The sequence below is a fragment of the Caulobacter sp. FV2ps19 genome, from assembly GCF_058681035.1.
In genome coordinates, this window is record NZ_CM178729.1 from 3,305,062 (window position 1) to 3,322,321 (window position 17,260).

Sequence of the window (17,260 nt, forward strand, 5' to 3'; positions counted from 1 at the left end):
CGGACGGTCACGACTTCCGAGAAGGGGCCAGGAACAGAAATTAGCGCCGCGCCGGCAACCGGACCTTCGACCAGCGTGAAGTCGACCGCCCGTCGCGCGGCTACTCCTGCTCTAAGGGCCAAACTTCTAGTTCCGGACAACGAGCTGATTTCAGCTCCGGGCACCCGCGGGAAGCTCCGGGAACGTCCGGCAACTTCCGGAGTGGCGCGCCGTGCTGGACACCCAAGAGAACTACGCGTTTTCGTTCGAACTTGAGCCACTCTACCGAGCAGATAATGGACAAAAGCGCGGGCCGCGCAGGCGCTCGCGAAGCTCGGTATCCGGCGGGCGACGCGATCGGTAGCGCACCATCCTGCGGTCCGCCTTGATGATCGAGCAGGCCCGCCGCTCGCTGATCTCGAACACCGTCCGCAGATGAGCGACGCCTTCGCGCATGGCGGCGGGCCCTACCATTTTTTTAAGAGCAGCTCGTTCAACGCCGCCTTGTCGAGCATGGCGTCGGCCAGCAGCGACTTGAGCCGCCGGTTCTCGTCCTCCAGCGCCTTCAGCCGCTGGGCCTCCGACACGCTCATGCCGCCGAACTTGGCCTTCCAGGCGTAGATCGTGCCTTCCGACACGCCGTGCTTGCGGGCCAAATCGCCCGCCTTCGCCCCAGCCTCGTTCTCCCGCAGGATCCCGATGATCTGCTCTTCCGTAAATCTCGATCGCTTCATGTCCGTCCACTCAAGGGCCGGACTCTAGCTCCGCGTGGAGGAAGAAATCAGGGGCAGGTCACGCCAGAAACACGACCTTCAGAGGGGATTCTACCGGTAATGATCGACACTGAAACGCCGGATTGTCAGCTTGATGACGGCGCTCTGCCGTCCAGCACCGCGTCGAGCAACCGGACATATTGCTGGCCGCTATGCATGTCCCGCTCGAGCACTCCGCCCTGAGGCGACTTCCGGGGGTACGAGATCTTCAGCACCGCCAGGGAGCCTACAGCGAACCGCTTCACCTGCGCGGGATCCGCGCCAAAGGTCCGGCCGATCGTCTCTGCCGACAGAGCAGGCGCATCCTTGTAGCGCTCATACGACTCGTCCCCGTCGAAGAAGACGTCGATCGTCACCCAGAACGGCCCCGCGTTCTTGGACCGCACCTGGTGGCAGACGTCACGCAGCGTGACCATGGTCGGCCTCCCCATGTTGGCTAAGGTCCACCCAGCGCGTTCGGACCAGTTCGAAGGGATCGGTGGTTTCAACCACGTGGTTGAGCTTGAACGCGAAGACCTGCCCGCGCTCGATCTCGGCCGGCGAGAACGGGAAGGCGTAGCTGGGCAGCTCGATGCCCATGCGCACGGGAAAATGGAAGAAATACGGATTGCAGGCCTTGGCGATCTGAGTGGCCAAGACCTGACTCTCGGCGGTGGCCACGAACAGCAGACCGACCTCGCGCGGCGGCGCCGCGTCCGGCCCCGGCGCCTGGCCGGAGACGGCGTTCCACCCATAGGCGCGCAGGGAGATATGGAAGTCTCCGGCAGTAGCGCCCAGGGTTTGGCGTACGCGCTGATCAAGGGCCTGGGCCATGCGCGCCATGAAGCCGTCGAGATCGGCGAGCACCGCGGGATCCTCGATGCCGACCAGCATGATCGTCTGGAACGGACCACCGGCAGCCCCTTCCAGTTTCATGGTGTAGGGCTTGGGCTCCCAGCGAGAGCCGGTCACCCGCACGGTGCGGCTATCGAGCGACCGGTAGCGCGAGGCGGTCACGTCCAGGACGCCGCCCGGCTCTATCAGACGGAAGGGATCGCTGTTTTCGTAGAGCATGTGAGCGGAGACGGTGTGCGGCTCGCAGCGATTGTCGGGTGAGAGCGGCGTAATGTCGAAGCCCTCGCCATCCACCGAGAACAGGATGCCGGGGTCCATCGGGTTGACCGTGCACTGGCCGCCGCATTCGGCGACCTTGGCGCCGTGCCACGCCGGACCGGCGGCGGCGCCCAGCATCAGCGGAACGGCGGCCAGGACGGCCGTGTCGGTGGTGCGGCCGCCCAACACGATCTCGGCGCCGCCTTGTAAGGCCGCGACATAAGGCTCTGGTCCCAGCAGGGCGACGATGTGAGCGCAGGACTCCAGGGTCGTGTCGTCCAACGGACCCATTGGAAGCAGAGGGCGGATGCGGCCCTGGGCGTTGCGGGCCTTAAGCACCGCCTTGTCCTGCTCGGAGTAGAGCACGGCGATCCGAGGTGTCAGCGCTTGCTCGCCGGCGATCTCCAGCACGATCTCCAGCGTCCAGTCGACCGCCTCGTCGCAACCCGAGGTGCCGCAGGAACCGACCAGCAGAGGGATGCCGGCCTTGGCCCGCGCGGCCATCAGGATGGACAGGTCGCGCTTGACCGCCGCCCGGCTGTACTTGGACTTGCCCGTGCCCAGATAGGCTGGACCGCTGTCGGTGGAACCAGCGTCCAGGGCGATCGCGTGAGCCCCCGCAGTGAGGCCGGCCTCCACCTCCTCGGCGCGGACCCCGGCTCCGAGGACGCCAGCCGGCACCAGGACCTTGACGCCCCCGACCGGAAGCTTGCCGTCGTGCATGGAACCATCCTTGGGAAAATCGGGAACGCTTCGAGCCATCAGCCGGCTCGCAGGGGGAAGGCGCCAGTGGCCAGGGCGGCGACCAGCATGAGTAGACAGGCCGCCACGGCCCATTTCAGCGAGAACCGCTGGGCCTCGCCGACCTCGACCTTGAGCAGACCGGTAACCAGATAGATCGCGGCGATCAGGGGGCTGAGCCCATGCACCGGCTGGCCGATCAGCGAGGCCCTGGCGATGGCCTCGGCCGGCACGCCGAACTTGGCGGCCGTTTCGGCAATGACCGGCAGGACGCCGAAATAGAAGGCGTCGTTGGACATGAAGAAGGTCATCGGCATGCTGATCAAGGCGGTGATCGGCGCCAGATAGGGTCCAAGGCTGGGCGGGATTGCCAGCAGGGTCGCGTCGGCCATCGCCTTGACCATGCCGGTTCCCTGCAGGATGCCGGTGAAGGCTCCGGCCGCGAAGATCAGCAGGACCACGCCGAGGACATTGTTGGCATGAGCGGCCACGCGCTTTCTTTGGCTGGTAATGTCCGGATAGTTGACGATCGCCGCCACGGCGAAGGCGCCCATCATCAGGACCGGCAGGGGCGCGAGCCCCAGCACCAGTCCGGCGACCAGGACGAGGGTCAGGGCCAGATTGAACCAGAACAGCTTGGGGCGCTTGATCGTCGGGTCATCGGCGAGATCGAGCACCGGGTCGCTCCCCTGCTCGTCCGTTACCTTTTCGAGGCTCAGGCAACCGAGGCGCGATCGCTCGCGACGTCCCAGCCACCAGGCCAGGAGCAGCACGCCGGCCAGGCCGACCGCCATGGCCGGGATCAGCGGCAGGAACACCGCGCTGGGCTCCAGGTGCAGGGCGGCGGCCGCGCGCGCGGTGGGTCCGCCCCAGGGCGTCAGGTTGATGATGGTGTTGCTGAGGCCCAGCAGCAGGGCCAGGATCAGGGGGTTCAGCCGCAAACGGCGATACACCGGCAACAGGGCCGCGATCGTGACCAGGGCCGTCGTCGTCCCATCGCCGTCCAGCGACACCACCATGGCCAGCAGGGCCGTGCCGACCGTCACCCGGACAGGATCGTCGCCCACCGTCGCCAGCACCTTGCGCACCAGTGGGTCGAACAGCCCGGCGTCGATCATGATCCCGAAGTAGAGCACCGCGAAGGCCAGCATCAGGGCGGTGGGCGCCAGCTGGGTGACGCCCTTGACGATCATCCCGCCCAGTTCCGGTCCCGCCCCCGCCGCCAGACCGAAGAGGATCGGCACGAGGATCAGGGCCGTCACCGCCGACAGGCGCTTGGTCATGATCAGCGTCATGAAGCTGATCACCATCAGGAAGCCGAGCAGCGCCAGGTTCATCCCGGCCTCCGGGACAGGACAATCATCCTAGTACTTCCAGTTCAGGGTCGCGCCGACCGTGCGGGGCGCGCCGAAGGTGGCGAGGTCCGCTCCCTGAAACACGACCTGGTGGGTGCGATAATAGCGGTCTGTCAGGTTCTTGCCCCACACCGACAGGCTCCAATGGCCGTCGGCGTTGTCATAGACCAGCCTTCCATCGACCAGCAGCTTGGGCTTGCGTACGGTGATGGGGTTATTGTCGATGTCGTCCCAGATCTTGCTTTCGTAAGCGAGATCCACGGCCGCGGTTAGCTGCGCGCCCGACGCGAACGGCTGGGCGTAGCTGGGCGACAGGGTGATCTTGTGCCTTGGGCTGCGGGTCATGTGATTGCCCGAGCGGTCCTGCCCTCGATCGACCAGATCCAGGAACTTGCCGTCGGTATAGGCATAGCTGGCCGTCACTCGGGCGCGCTGGCCCAGACGCGCGTCCAGGGAGGTCTCCAGCCCCCGGATGCGGGCCGTACCGGCATTGGTGGTGATGGTGTCGAAGCCGCGGGTGCTGCGCACCTGCAGGTCCTTGTAGTCGGTCTGGTAGATCGAGGTGTTCCAGGTCAGACGGCGGTCCAGCAGCGTGGTCTTGGCGCCCAGTTCATAGAGCGTGGCGGTCTCGGGATTGAATGGCGTGGTCGCCGAGCTCGCCGTCGACGGCGTGTCCTGGTAGCCGCCGCTCTTGAAGCCCGTCGAAATCACCCCGTACAGCATGACGTCATCGCTGGGCGAGACGTCGCCGCCGAGGCGCCAGGTGATCTTGTCCCACTCGTGGCTGGTGTCGATGCTGTAGCGGTTCGCCGCCCGCAGCAGGGCCGTGGAGTCGAGGTTGTTGAGCGCATAGTCCTTCTTGTCCTGCGAATACCGCAGGCCGCCAAAGACGTTGATCCGGTCGCTCACTGGCCAGGTGGCGTCGCCGAACAGAGCCCAGCTGGCGGTCCGGGCGTCCTGGTGAAAAAGGTCCTTGGCCGCATAGGTGGCCGGCGGCGTCGGACGCGACTTGATGTCAGCCAGCAGGCTGTCGGTCCGCTGGGTGTCGGCCCCGAAGTAATAGGCCCCGATCACCCAGCGCAGCTTGGAGTCGGGCAGCGCCGAGGCGCGCAGTTCGTGGCTGTGGAAACTGGTTTTCTCATCCTGGCCGCCGCGGAAGTTCAGGGCGTAGATCGTCGGATTGCCGCCGTCGAAGTCCTCGGCGTAATGATAGGTCAGGTCACGGTACGAGCCGATATAGGTCACCGACGCCAGCGGCAGGTTCCAGCTCAGATTGGCCCGTAGGCCCCAGGTGTCGCGATCGTTACGGCCATTGTTCTCTGCGTAGTATTGATCGCGCTGGCCGTTGATCCGCCACAGAGCACTGGCCGCGACGCTGGGATCGACCTGCACGACGTGGCGAGCGTCGCCATTGCCACGGTCGCGCGTGCCGTCCACGGCGAGGACCGCCGTGAAGGCCTCGCTGGGCCGCAGGAGCAACTGCAGGCGACCACTGTTGGTGGCCTGATCCTCGGCGGCGCCGCCGGCGAAGGCGTTCTTGGTGTAGCCGTCATGATTGCGCGAGCTGAGGCTCAGACGAACCGCCGCCTTGCCATCGGCCATCGGCGCGTTGACGAACCCCGCCGCCTCCACGCGCGAATAGTCGCCGACCGTGACGGATGCGCCGGCGTCGAAGCCGCCCGTCTCCGGCTTGCGGTTGATAATGCTGAGCGCCCCGCCGACCACGTTCTTGCCCAGCAGCGTGCCCTGCGGGCCCTTCAGCACCTCGATCCGCTCGACGTCAAAGGCGTCGAAGGCCACCGCTGAAGGGCGGCCGTAATAGACCTCGTCGATGAACACCGACACCGAAGGGTCGCCCGCGGCGCCCCGGTCGGACGAGCCGATACCGCGCAGGGTGGGACGCGGCTGACTGCTGGGGAAGGTGTCGAAGTTGAGCCCCGGCGTGCGGTTGGCGACGTCCTGCACCTGGACGATGCGGGCCTGCTCGATCTCCTTGGCGCCGAACACCGACAGCGTCAGCGGCACGTCCTGCAGGTTCTCAGAGCGCTTCTGGGCGGTGACCACGACCTCGTCCAGGGCGAACGCCTCGGGCGCCGTGGAGACTGTTTGGGCGATCGCCGCCGAGCCGGTCGAAAAGGCGAGCAAACATGCCGACGCGAGTAGGGTCTGACGAGCGTTCATAGTTGTTCCCTCCATGCGCTTTCACATTGACGTTTCCCATCAACGTGTCTTCTGATGCAGCGCTTGAAGCGATAGAAAGACTGCTTAATAATCTTCGTCAATCTGTACGAAATTTGTCCATATGAATGATGATCAGCTGTTCATGGCCGCCGACGAAGCCGCCGAGGTGCTCGGCGTCAGCCTGACGACGCTCTACGCCTATGTCAGTCGCAAGGGCATTCGATCGGAAAAGCAGCCGGGCTCGAAGAGCCGCCGCTACTGGCGCGCCGATGTCGAAAGGGCTCGCAAGCGGGGCAAACCCGTCGACCCGTCGGCGGGTCTGATCAAATCGACCGCCGTGACGCTGATGACCGCCAAGGGACCGTTCTATCGCGGCGTGTCGGCCATCGAGCTGTCCGAGACCGCCAGTATCGAGGACGTCGCGAGCCTGCTCTGGGACGCGCCCGACGCCTTCGCCGAGACGCCATTGCTGCTGCCGCCAGAATACCTCGACGCCGCCAAGGCCTTCTCGTCCCTCCCCCGCACCGCGCGCGCCATCGCCCTGTTCAGCCTGATGGAGCACGCCAATCCTCGCGCCCATGACCTGTCACCGCGGGGCTACGCTCGCTCTGGAGCAGGGGTGATCCGCACCTTCGCCTCGATCGTCGGCGGCGGTTCACCCTCGGATGTCGGGCCGATCCACGAGGTTCTGGCGCGCAACCTGAACGCCGGGCCCGACTACGCCGACCTTGTTCGTCGCTGCATGGTGCTCGCCGCCGACCATGAGCTCGACCCGACGACCTACGCCGTCCGCGCCGCCGCAAACGCGGGAGTCACCCCGTACGGCGCGGCCATGGCCGGCATGGTGGCCGGCCGAGGACGGCGCCTGCATCAGGGCCGCGCGGAAACGGTGGCGCGCTTCATCGAAGAAGCCATGAGCGGAGATCCGCGCGAAGCGGTGCTGTCACGATTTCGGATTGGCGAGCCGATCCCGGGTTTTGGCGGTCGGCTCTACGCCGATCAGGACCCCCGAGCCGAGGCGTTGATCGCCGCGCTTGAGAACGCCCTTCCTGAACCGATCTTCGCACGCCTCCGGGCGGTGACTGAAACGGTCGAGGACCTGACAGGCGCGGCCGCCGACTTCATCGTACCGACCGTTTTCCTAGGCAAACTCCTGGGGCTGAAGGGCGAGGAGTTGGCGGTCTCGACCGTGGGCCGCATGGTGGGCTGGATCGCTCACGCCATGGAACAGTACCAGGATAACGAACTTTTCCGCCCGCGGGCGGCCTATGTGGGTCGCCTGCCGCGGTGAAGGCGCTTCGCCGCTTTACGCCAGGTTTTCACTGAAACGTTGAGACGGGCATGCGCAAGTCTCCGACCCCTAACCACTAATCGTATTGCGTGTCAGCGATACTGAAGAGAAAGAAAAGGAAACTTCGGAAAATCCTGGGAAAGCCCAGGGAGGTGGCGCGCCCTGCTGGATTCGAACCAGCGACCGCTCGCTTAGAAGGCGAGTGCTCTATCCAGCTGAGCTAAGGGCGCGAACCAGAAGGACCTCGGACGCTGAGCCTAGTGCGTCCAGGGCTGCCTGCGGCCGGCCGCGAAGTTGTCGGCATAGGCCTTGAGGATACGCTTTGGGGTCTTGGGCTCGAACAACTGGAAAGCCAGGCCGTTGTGCTGGGCGTAGGCGACCGCTTCCTCGCGCGTCTCGAAATTCAGACGCACCTGGCCGTTCATGTCGGTCGACTGGGTCCAGCCCATCAGGGGATCAGATTGACGCGCCGAGGTGGGTTCGAACTCGAGCACCCAGTCCTTGGTCTTGGCCTTGCCCGACTGCATGGCGGTCTTGGCGGGGCGATAGATGCGGGCGAGCATGAACCTCTCCAAAGGCTCCCGTGAATGTCGAGTCTGCCTATCCCCCTCGAGCGTTGCAAGGGAAAGACTTCGGCCGATGGTCGGAGCGGCAGGATTTGAACCTGCGACCCTCTGGTCCCAAACCAGATGCGCTACCAGGCTGCGCTACGCTCCGAAACATCGGCAGGCGCGTGCTCTACAGGGGTTCGTCTCCAGGATCAAACGAGAACGCGCGCCTAGAGCGACTTGATCAGCCTTTCGGGAAAATGCGGTGCCAAACCCGGTCGCCGGGCAGAAGGCCCAGCTGCGCCGCGCGACCGCCCGCCAGCTCAAGAACGCCCAGAACCTGGCCGCCAGAAGGGATCGGCGTCGTGCTGTGGGGCTGGGCGTTGCGCGTGATCGAGAGTACGCGGCCGTTGGGCGCGATGAAGATGATGTCCAGCGGAATGAGGGTGTTCTTCATCCAGAAAGCCACGGGCCGTGGCTTGGCGTAGGTGAACAACATGCCGCGGTCGGCCGCCAGGGACTTGCGGAACATCAGGCCCCGCTCCTGATCGGCGGGGCTGGCGGCGATCTCGACCTGAAAACGGGTCCGCCCCTTGGCGGTCACGATTTCCAAGGGTTCCGATTTGGCGGCCGCCTGCGCGGGCGCGGTCTCGCTGGCGAACAGCACGCCCGTCAGCAACGCCGCCAGAACCAAGCGCCGTCCCAATCCGCCGATCAACGCCACAGAAACCTCAATCGAAACATGTCCCCGCGCACGCTGGCGGCCCCAAAAGGCGGCCTGTCGTAGCGCCCCTTGGGATGAACTGCACCCTGTAAACGGCGAAAATCAGGCGTCGCCTGGGTTGATCTCGGCAACGACCAGGCCCTTGGGCCCCTTGGCGAACCGCACCAGAACGTCATCGCCGGGTTGAAGGTCTTCCAGACCGCCGCGCCTCAGGGTCTCGATATGCACGAAGATGTCGCCTGGTTCCGCGTCGCGCACCACAAAGCCGTAGCCCTTGGTGCGATTGAACCATTTCACCTTGGCATGTTCTGCCGGCCCTTCAGGGGTGAGCGCCTCGCGTCCGCCGCCGCTGTCCAGACCCGATCGAAAGCCGCTGTTGAAACCGTCTCGGTCCCGGCGGGCGACCGGCTCGGCGAAGCTACGGCGAGGACGCTCCAGTGGCGAGGGCGCGGACGTTTCGTCGAGGTCGACGACCTCACAAACCTGCCACCCCTTGGGTCGACGCACCACGTCGCAGACGATCACCGCACCCTCGAGCGCGCTTTCCCGCCCGCAATTGCGCAATGACGTCACATGGAGAAGCACGTCCTTCAGGTCGGTCTGGCCAGGATCATCGGGAACGATGAACCCGTACCCCTTGCCAGCATCGAACCATTTTACGCGGCCGCTGATCCGCATGAGGTCATCATGCGCCGCTACGGCGTCAAAATCATAACCAGACATTCCACCCCTCTGACCCGTCCAATCAGCCCAACGGGACGAGCACCACAAGAATAACAGTGTTCTCGCGTGAGGAGAGCCGTCAATGAGGAATTCGCGCAAACCACGCGCTGAGGTAGGTGTCGCGACATTTCGCCGCAGACAAAGACCGGAAACAATTTGGAAATTTTACCGCTGGCGCCCAATACGGCGGCGGGTGGTAGTCCCTAGGGGAGTCGAACCCCTCTCTCCAGAATGAAAATCTGGCGTCCTAACCGATAGACGAAGGGACCACATCGCCACACGAAGGTGGAGAGGTCGTCAGACAGACCAAGTTGAAAGCCTCGCGGGTGGTAGTCCCTAGGGGAGTCGAACCCCTCTCTCCAGAATGAAAATCTGGCGTCCTAACCGATAGACGAAGGGACCACGGCCCCGCGAGGAAGCGGGTGTATAGCCGCGCCCTCCGACGCACGCAAGCCGCAGGGAAGCATTTTTTCAGTCGTTCCACACCCGGGGATCGGCGGCGTCTTCGATCTCGAGTTGGACGCCGTTGCGGCCGTTATAATCATCGGGTTTCAGACGTCCGGCGACGTGCAGAGCCCCGCCTCCGGTCAGCAGCCGACGCCCCAGATCCGTTTCGGCGCTGCGCCAGGAAATCGCCTTCAGACGCTCGCCCGTGGGGCCCACCAGATCGACCTTCACGTGACCGCCCTTCAGGGCCATGACCCGGTCAGCGCGCACGCCGGTCAGGGCGAACATCGGCTCGGGATTTCCCGGACCAAACGGCGCCAGGCGTTGGAAATCCTCATAGAGGGCGCGATCAACGCCCCGGGGCTGCACCAGGGCGTCGATTTCAACCGCCTCAGGGCCTACAGCCTCCATCTCGCCGGCCAGACGCTCTTCCAGGAAAGCGCGCAGTTCGGGAATAGAGTCCGGGCGGATCGACAGGCCTGCGGCCATGGCGTGGCCCCCGCCTGACATCAGCAACCCTTCCTCGAACGCGGCCTGTATAGCCGCCCCCAGATTGACGCCGGGCTGCGAGCGGCCGGAGCCCTTGCCGACATTGGCGGCGCGGTCGATACCGATCACCACCACGGGCTTGCGATAGCGCTCGCGAAGGCGACCGGCGACGATGCCGATCACGCCGGGGTGCCAGCCCTCCCCGGCCACCACGATCACCGGAGCGTCCGGGTTGAAGTTGCTGCCCCGCTCCAGAACGGCGGCGGCTTCCTCGACCACGGCGGCCTCGACGGCCTTGCGCTCGGTGTTGAGGGCGTCCAGCTCCTCGGCCAGCAGGCGGGCCTCTTCGGGATCGTCCGTGGACAGCAGGCGCGCGCCGAGATCCGAACGACCGATCCGGCCGCCGGCGTTGATCCGCGGCCCTATTATAAAGCCGGCGTGGAACACCGAGGCCGGCCCGGAGCCCTTGCCGACCTCGAACAGGGCCTTGAGACCCGGATTGCCCCACTGGGACATGGTGCGCAGCCCCAGGGTGGTCAGGGCGCGGTTGAAGCCGACCAACTGGGTGACATCGCAGACCTCGCCCATAGCCACCAAATCAAGCCACTGGCGCGGGTCGGGCTGGGGTCGCTCGTCGCTGAACAGGCCGCGCTTGCGGGCCTCGCGATTGAGCGCCGCCAGCAGCACGAAGGTCACCCCGGCGGCGGCCAGCACCCCCTGCCCGCTCTGACAGCCTGGCCGGTTGGGATTGACCACGGCGGCCGCGGCTGGCGGATCTTCACGCATCAGGTGGTGGTCGATCACCACCACCTCCAGGCCGATGGTGGCGGCGCTGGCGATCGCGTCATAAGCGGCCGCCCCACAGTCCAGCGTCACGACCAGCTCGGCCCCGGTGTCGCGGATGGTCTTGAAGGCGGCGGGACTGGGGCCGTAGCCCTCGGTCAGGCGGTCGGGGATATAGATCGGCAGCTCGACGCCCATATAGCGGAACCAGCGCACCAGCTGGGCAGCGCTGGTGGCCCCGTCGACGTCATAGTCGGCGAACACCATGGTCGAGCGGCGCGTCTCCAGCGCGTCGATCAGGATTTCCGCCGCCCGGTCCATATCGGTGAAGCTGGAGGGGTCAGGGAACAGCGCCCTCAGAGTCGGACGCAGATAGTCCTCAGCCCCGTCGACGCCCACGCCGCGCGCGGCCAGGGCGCGGGCCAGGGGTTCGGACAGGCCATGAACCTGTTGATGACTGCGCGCCGCCGCTGGATCGCCCGGCCGCTCGCGCCAGGCCCGGCCGCTCAGCGAGCGGGAGACGCCCAGAAAGGCGTCCTGATCGAAGGGCGCGTGACCGTCGGCGGCCACGGCTAGAGCATCCCGCTAGGACTGATGATGGACATCGGGCGAGCCTATCCGTTTCCGAGGATTCGCTCCATGCGCCATGGCGGCGTCAATCGCGGTCGCGCGTCCCTAGACCGTCGCAGCGACCTGATCGACTTCATTGGCCGAGCCCAGCACCACCGGCACGCGCTGGTGCAGCTTGGTGGGCTGCAGATCCAGGATCGCCGCCTTGCCGTCCGTGGTGGCCTTGCCGCCGGCCCGCTCAACGATCAGCGCCATAGGATTGGCTTCATAGAGGAGACGCAGCTTGCCGGGCTTGTCCGGCTCGCGCTTGTCCCAGGGATACAGGAACACGCCGCCGCGCATCAGGATGCGGTGCACGTCGGCGACCATCGAGGCGACCCATCGCATGTTGAAATTCTTGCCGCGCGGACCGTCCTTGCCCTGCAAGCAGCCCTCGATATAGCGGCGGACGGGCGGCGCCCAATGACGCTGGTTGGACATGTTGATGGCGAACTCGGCGGTGTCGACGCTGATCGCCACGGCGTCGTGGGTCAACAGCCATTCGCCATCGGCGTTCAGGGTGAAGCCAAACACGCCCTTGGCCAGGGTCAGCACCAGCATCGTCTGCGGGCCATAGACGACATAGCCTGCGCCGACCTGCTTGCGGCCGGGCAGCAGGAAATCCGCCTCGGTCGGTTCATGATCGCCGGGCGCGGGAAGGATCGAGAAGATCGTGCCGACCGACACGTTGACGTCGATATTGCTGGAGCCGTCCAGCGGATCGAAGGTGACCAGGAAACCGCCGACCTTGCCGGTGGTTTCGATCTCTTCCAGTTCCTCGGACGCCAGGCCCGCCACCGTCGGACAGGCCTTCAACGCATCGCGCAGGATGTCATTGGTGATGATGTCGAGCTTCTTCTGCTCTTCATCCTGGACATTGATCTGGCCCGCCGCGCCCAGGCTGCCGGAAATGGCGCCCGAGGCGACGACCCGGCTGATCTGCACGCAGGCCTGCGCGATGACCGCGACCACGTCCTTGACCGCGTCGTCGTCGGTCCGCTCGGCGGCCAGATGGTCGGCGAGTGTCTTGAGCGTGGTCATTCAGGGTCTCGGAAAGATTGGAAGGATTCGCCGCGACCTTAGCGGCTGGGTCGTGACGATCCTACACCCGGCGCTTCATTCGAACTTCACGGACCGTGCCCGTCGAAGAATTCATCACCAGGGTGTGGGTATGCACGAAGCCGTCCCGATAGGTGACGCCATCCAGCAGATTGCCCCAGGTGACGCCGGTCGCGGCGAAGATGGCGTCGGCGCGAACGATGTCGTGCAGGTCGTACTTCTTGTCCAGGTCGGTGATGCCCCACTTGGCCGCGCGCGCCTTCTCGTCGGCGTTGCGAAACAGCAGCCGCCCCTGGAACTGACCGCCGACGCACTTCAAGGCCGCGCAGGCCAGAACGCCTTCAGGCGCGCCACCTGAGCCGACATAGAGATCGATGCCGGTGGCGGGATCGGTGGTGTTGATCACCCCGGCCACGTCGCCGTCGGTGATCAGATAGACCCGCGCGCCAACCGACCGCACGCTGGCGATGATCTCGGCGTGCCGCGGACGATCCAGAACGCAGACCGTGATCTGGGCCGCCGGCACACCCTTGGCGGCGGCGAGCGCCTGGACGTTCTCGGCGGGCGACTTGTCCAGATCGATCACGCCGGCCGGCAGTCCGGGCCCGCAGGCGATCTTGTCCATATAGGTGTCAGGCGCGTTCAGCAGCGTGCCCTTCGGGGCCCAGGCCATCACGGCCAGAGCGTTGGGCATGGCCTTGGCGGCCAGGTTGGTGCCTTCCAGCGGGTCCAGTGCGATGTCGATGATCGGACCTTTGCCGGTGCCGACCTTCTCGCCAATATAGAGCATCGGGGCTTCGTCGCGCTCGCCCTCGCCGATCACGATCTCGCCGTTGATCGCGAGTTCGTTGAGGGCGTTGCGCATGGCGTCGACCGCCGCCTGGTCGGCCGACATCTCGTCGCCGCGCCCCACCATGGTCCAGGAGGCGATGGCTGCGGCTTCCGTGACGCGCACGGCATCCAGGACCAGCGCCCGATCCAGGGTCTTCGAACTCATCAACATCTCCCAGCCCTTTTGGGCTCCAATCGCGGCCGCTTTTCGCGGTTCTCAGATGCGCGCAACACGCAAAAGGCGCGGACGATCTAGCACGGCGCGAAGTTTTTCGATGCGGCTAATCGCGTCCAGAAGATTGGATTCCGGCGTCGCATGGGTAACGAGCACGATCGGCACGCCGCCCGCCCCTTCAACAGGCTTTTGCAAGAAGCTGTCGATCGAGACCCCGCATTCGGCCAGGGTTTCGGAGATGGCGGCGATGGCCCCGGGCTCGTCCCGGACCATGATCCGCAGATAGGCCTTACCCACCGTACGGCTGGGATCGACCGGGATGAAGGGCTTGAGATCGCCGGCCGGCGCCTGGAAGACCGAACGCGTCGCGCCGGTCATCACATCGGCGATATCTGCGGCCACGGCCGCTGCCGTAGGCCCCGCCCCGGCCCCGGGGCCCTGAACGAAGATACGACCCACGCGGCGACCTTCGATGAACAGGGCGTTGAGCGCACCGCCCGCCTGAGCCAGCGGGTGTTCCAGCGGCACCAGCGAAGGATGCACCTTCACCGCCACGCCCCCCTCGGTGCGCGAGGCCGAGGCCACCAGCTTGATCCGATAGCCCAGATCCTTGGCCAGCTTGATGTCGAGCAATTCGACCGAGGCGATGCCCTCGACCTCCGTGGCGGCGAAATGGGGCGCGCAGCCGAAGGCCAGGGCCGCCAGGATGCTGATCTTGTGGCCCGCGTCGAAGCCGCCGACATCCATGGTGGGGTCAGCTTCGGCATAGCCCAGGGCCTGGGCCTCGCGAAGGACGTCGGCGAACGAGCGGCCGGTCTTTTCCATCTCGCTGAGGATGAAATTGCAGGTGCCGTTGAGGATGCCGGCCACCAGATCGATATCGTCGCCGACCATCGCCTCGCGCATGATCTTCACGGCCGGCACACCGCCCATGACGGCGGCCTCGAACAGCAGCGGCACGCCTTGAGCCTCGGCCAGGGCCGCCAACTCCGCTCCGTGCTCGGCGATCAGGGCCTTGTTGGCCGTGACGACCGGCTTGCCGGCCTTCAGAGCCGTTTCCACAGCGGCCTTGGCCGGACCATCGGAACCACCGACCAGTTCCACGAAGAGATCGATATCCGGCGAGGCGGCCAGGGCCACGGGGTCGTCGAACCAGGTCAGACCAGAGATATCGACCGTGCGCGGCCGCGACCTGGACCGCGCGGAGACGGCGGTGACGACGGCGCTGTCGCCAGCGGGCGCGAAGTTGGGGCGCTCGACCAGGAACTGCAGCAGACCGCCGCCGACCGTGCCAAGTCCCGCGACGCCGACTCGCCAGGTTTTCTTCGTCATCTTGGAATCCTATCGCGGGATCGGGTCGCCGCGGCTGGCGGCGACCCGAGTCTGGAGATCAGTGTGCCGCAGCCGTTCAGGCCGGCTCCACCGAATTGTGGTGCTTGGCCAGGATGGCGTCGGCGTTGGTGATGAATTTCTTCACGTTGCGGGCCGCCTGACGGATGCGGTGCTCGTTTTCCACCAGACCGATACGCACATAGCCCTCGCCATATTCGCCGAAGCCGACGCCCGGCGCGACAGCGACGCCGGCTTCCTCGATCAGCAGCTTGGAAAACACCATCGAGCCGGCTTCGCGATAGGCCTCGGGAATCTTGGCCCAGGCGAACATCGAAGCCGGAGGATTGGGAATGTCCCAGCCCGCACGGCCCATAGACGACACCAGGGCGTCTCGACGCGTCCGGTAGATGCCGCGGATCTCTTCAACGCAGTCCTGCGGGCCGTTCAGGGCCGCAGCGGCGGCGACCTGGACCGGCGTATAGGCCCCGTAGTCGAGATAGGACTTCACCCGGGCCAGGGCGGCGCAGATGCGGGCGTTGCCGACCACCATGCCGACGCGCCAACCGGCCATCGCGTAGGTCTTCGACAGCGAGTTGACCTCGACGGCGATGTCCTTGGCGCCGTTGACCTGCAGGATCGACGGCGGCGGGTTGTTCTCGAAATAGATCTCGCCATAGGCCACGTCGCTGATCACCAGCAGATCGTGCTTCTTGGCCAGGGCCACGGCGTCCTTGTAGAAGTCCAGATCCACCGACTGGGCCGTCGGGTTGGACGGATAGGACAGGATCAGCACGCTGGGCGGCGGCACCGAGTGCTTCACCGCGCGGCTGATGTTGGACAGATAGTCCTCCGGCGTCAGGGCCGGCACGTGACGGATCACGCCGCCCGCCATGATGAAACCGAAGGCGTGGATCGGATAGGCCGGGTTGGGGCAGATGATCACATCGCCGGGCGCCGTCAGGGCTTGGGCGAGATTGGCGAAGCCTTCCTTGGAGCCGAGGGTGGAGATCACCTCGGTATCGGGATTGAGTTTCACGCCGAACCGACGGTCGTAATAGCCGGCCATGGCGCGGCGCAGACCTGGAATACCCTTGGAAGCCGAGTAGCGGCCTGCCTTGGGATCGCGGGCGGTTTCGATCAGCTTGTCGACGATGTGCTTGGGCGTCGGCATGTCGGGATTGCCCATGCCGAAATCGATGATGTCAGTCCCCTCAGCGCGCAAGCGCGCCTTGATCTTGTTGACCTCTTCGAAAACGTAGGGCGGCAGACGGCGGATACGATGAAAATCGGTGGTCATTTGGGGCTCTATGCGCAGCTTCGGCGCTTCGGGAGCGAAAGTCGGGCATGGATAGACCCCGAGCGGGGTCGCGCCAAGCCAGTTCAAGGAAGATTATGCCTTCGCCGGCCTATTTCGGCTGCGACGAAGGCGCGCTAGCTCGGCCACGCGCCGCCCGTGCGAAGGCTTCGGTCGCGGCACGGTCTGCGTCGGTGGGCGCATAAAGGTCCGGAGCCTTGGCTTCTGCACGCGTTACGGCCGCAAAAGCTTCCGTGTCGTGGAGCTTGAAGGTGTCCGGGGCCGTGTCGCGGATCAACTGCGCGGCGGCGGCCTGTTCGGCGGCCATGGCGGCCTTGAAGCGAGCAGGACCACGCACGTCCGTCGGGATCGGAGGGATGTCGGCAAACCTCGGACGACGGCCCTTTTTCAGGCTCGCCGCATGCGTCGCCTCGGCGATCGGTGAACCGGGATCGACCTGTGCGCTCTTGAACGGCGACGCACAGCCCGTCGTGGCCATGGCCCCGAGAGCGAGAAGTACGCCGAGCCGTACGATTTTGCCTGTTGCGCCGATCATCGTGTCTCCGGTCTTATGCGATGATCGCGACGAACAAAAGGCCGCGCGCGTCAGGTAGCTGGCGAGACGGCAAGAAAAGAAGCGGGAAGAAGCAGCATGGCCAAGGCGAAATCACCCTCCAAGTCGCGCAAGGCCGCCACCGCCGAGGCGAAACCCGCTTCGACCGCGCCCAAGGCCGCCGCCAAGCCGAAGGCCGCCAAGGCCAAGCCCGCGCCGCCGCCGCCGCCCAAGCCAGCGACCACGGCCCGCCCCGAATCGACCGCCAAGGCATCGCCCAA

General features: G+C 65.7%; 14 protein-coding genes, 4 tRNA genes and 1 pseudogene. 1 reads left to right on the forward strand and 18 read right to left on the reverse strand.

From position 1 onward, the window contains the following. Positions 1-294 precede the first annotated feature (294 nt). From ACW18B_RS15560 to ACW18B_RS15580, 5 genes and pseudogenes are all read right to left on the reverse strand, one after another. Positions 295-713 (reverse strand): annotated as a pseudogene (locus ACW18B_RS15560) (transposase); the annotation flags it as partial. Positions 714-838: 125 nt separating this feature from the next. Next, complete coding sequence (locus ACW18B_RS15565; RefSeq protein WP_492047933.1) at positions 839-1,168, reverse strand: DUF4387 domain-containing protein; 330 nt, start codon at positions 1,166-1,168, stop codon at positions 839-841. Beyond that, positions 1,152-2,567 (reverse strand): acyclic terpene utilization AtuA family protein, encoded by a 1,416-nt coding sequence (locus tag ACW18B_RS15570; RefSeq protein WP_492047934.1) that lies wholly within the window; start codon positions 2,565-2,567, stop codon positions 1,152-1,154. Before ACW18B_RS15570 ends, ACW18B_RS15565 begins: the two co-directional genes overlap by 17 nt. 38 nt (positions 2,568-2,605) lie before the next feature. Continuing rightward, positions 2,606-3,922 (reverse strand): CitMHS family transporter, encoded by a 1,317-nt coding sequence (locus tag ACW18B_RS15575; RefSeq protein WP_492047935.1) that lies wholly within the window; start codon positions 3,920-3,922, stop codon positions 2,606-2,608. A 27-nt stretch (positions 3,923-3,949) separates the two neighbouring features. Further along, positions 3,950-6,085, reverse strand: a complete 2,136-nt coding sequence (locus ACW18B_RS15580) for a TonB-dependent receptor (RefSeq protein WP_492047936.1) — start codon at positions 6,083-6,085, stop codon at positions 3,950-3,952. A 157-nt stretch (positions 6,086-6,242) separates the two neighbouring features. Between ACW18B_RS15580 and ACW18B_RS15585 the strand changes: the two genes are divergently transcribed. Continuing rightward, the gene (locus ACW18B_RS15585) at positions 6,243-7,412 is read left to right on the forward strand and encodes a citrate synthase (protein ID WP_492047937.1); all 1,170 of its coding nucleotides are present in this window, start codon (positions 6,243-6,245) and stop codon (positions 7,410-7,412) included. Between the two features lie 153 nt (positions 7,413-7,565). Here ACW18B_RS15585 and ACW18B_RS15590 read toward each other — a convergent pair. The 13 genes from ACW18B_RS15590 to ACW18B_RS15650 form a co-directional block, all read right to left on the reverse strand. After that, positions 7,566-7,642 (reverse strand) — tRNA-Arg (locus tag ACW18B_RS15590). 27 nt (positions 7,643-7,669) lie between these two features. Beyond that, positions 7,670-7,975, reverse strand: a complete 306-nt coding sequence (locus ACW18B_RS15595; RefSeq protein WP_492047938.1) for an ETC complex I subunit — start codon at positions 7,973-7,975, stop codon at positions 7,670-7,672. Positions 7,976-8,052: 77 nt separating this feature from the next. Continuing rightward, positions 8,053-8,129: transfer RNA gene (locus ACW18B_RS15600), tRNA-Pro, on the reverse strand. Between the two features lie 75 nt (positions 8,130-8,204). Further along, complete coding sequence (locus ACW18B_RS15605; RefSeq protein ID WP_492047940.1) at positions 8,205-8,684, reverse strand: DUF192 domain-containing protein; 480 nt, start codon at positions 8,682-8,684, stop codon at positions 8,205-8,207. 102 nt (positions 8,685-8,786) lie between these two features. Then, positions 8,787-9,407 carry a stationary phase survival cold shock domain protein CspD gene (gene cspD / locus ACW18B_RS15610; protein ID WP_492051744.1) on the reverse strand — a complete coding sequence of 207 codons (621 nt, stop codon included), beginning with the start codon at positions 9,405-9,407 and terminating at the stop codon, positions 8,787-8,789. A gap of 194 nt (positions 9,408-9,601) precedes the next feature. Further along, positions 9,602-9,676: transfer RNA gene (locus tag ACW18B_RS15615), tRNA-Glu, on the reverse strand. A 58-nt stretch (positions 9,677-9,734) separates the two neighbouring features. Continuing rightward, positions 9,735-9,809, reverse strand: a tRNA-Glu gene (locus ACW18B_RS15620). Between the two features lie 69 nt (positions 9,810-9,878). After that, positions 9,879-11,696, reverse strand: a complete 1,818-nt coding sequence (gene recJ, locus ACW18B_RS15625) for a single-stranded-DNA-specific exonuclease RecJ (RefSeq protein ID WP_492047941.1) — start codon at positions 11,694-11,696, stop codon at positions 9,879-9,881. A 105-nt stretch (positions 11,697-11,801) separates the two neighbouring features. Continuing rightward, positions 11,802-12,776, reverse strand: coding sequence for a class 1 fructose-bisphosphatase (locus tag ACW18B_RS15630; RefSeq protein WP_492047942.1), 975 nt, complete (start codon positions 12,774-12,776; stop codon positions 11,802-11,804). A 61-nt stretch (positions 12,777-12,837) separates the two neighbouring features. After that, positions 12,838-13,791, reverse strand: coding sequence for a class II fructose-bisphosphatase (gene glpX / locus ACW18B_RS15635; protein WP_492047943.1), 954 nt, complete (start codon positions 13,789-13,791; stop codon positions 12,838-12,840). A gap of 51 nt (positions 13,792-13,842) precedes the next feature. Then, positions 13,843-15,132 carry a homoserine dehydrogenase gene (locus tag ACW18B_RS15640; protein ID WP_492047944.1) on the reverse strand — a complete coding sequence of 430 codons (1,290 nt, stop codon included), beginning with the start codon at positions 15,130-15,132 and terminating at the stop codon, positions 13,843-13,845. Positions 15,133-15,208: 76 nt separating this feature from the next. Further along, complete coding sequence (locus ACW18B_RS15645) at positions 15,209-16,429, reverse strand: LL-diaminopimelate aminotransferase (protein ID WP_492047945.1); 1,221 nt, start codon at positions 16,427-16,429, stop codon at positions 15,209-15,211. A 109-nt stretch (positions 16,430-16,538) separates the two neighbouring features. After that, positions 16,539-16,982, reverse strand: a complete 444-nt coding sequence (locus ACW18B_RS15650; RefSeq protein ID WP_492047946.1) for a hypothetical protein — start codon at positions 16,980-16,982, stop codon at positions 16,539-16,541. Positions 16,983-17,260: the final 278 nt, after the last annotated feature.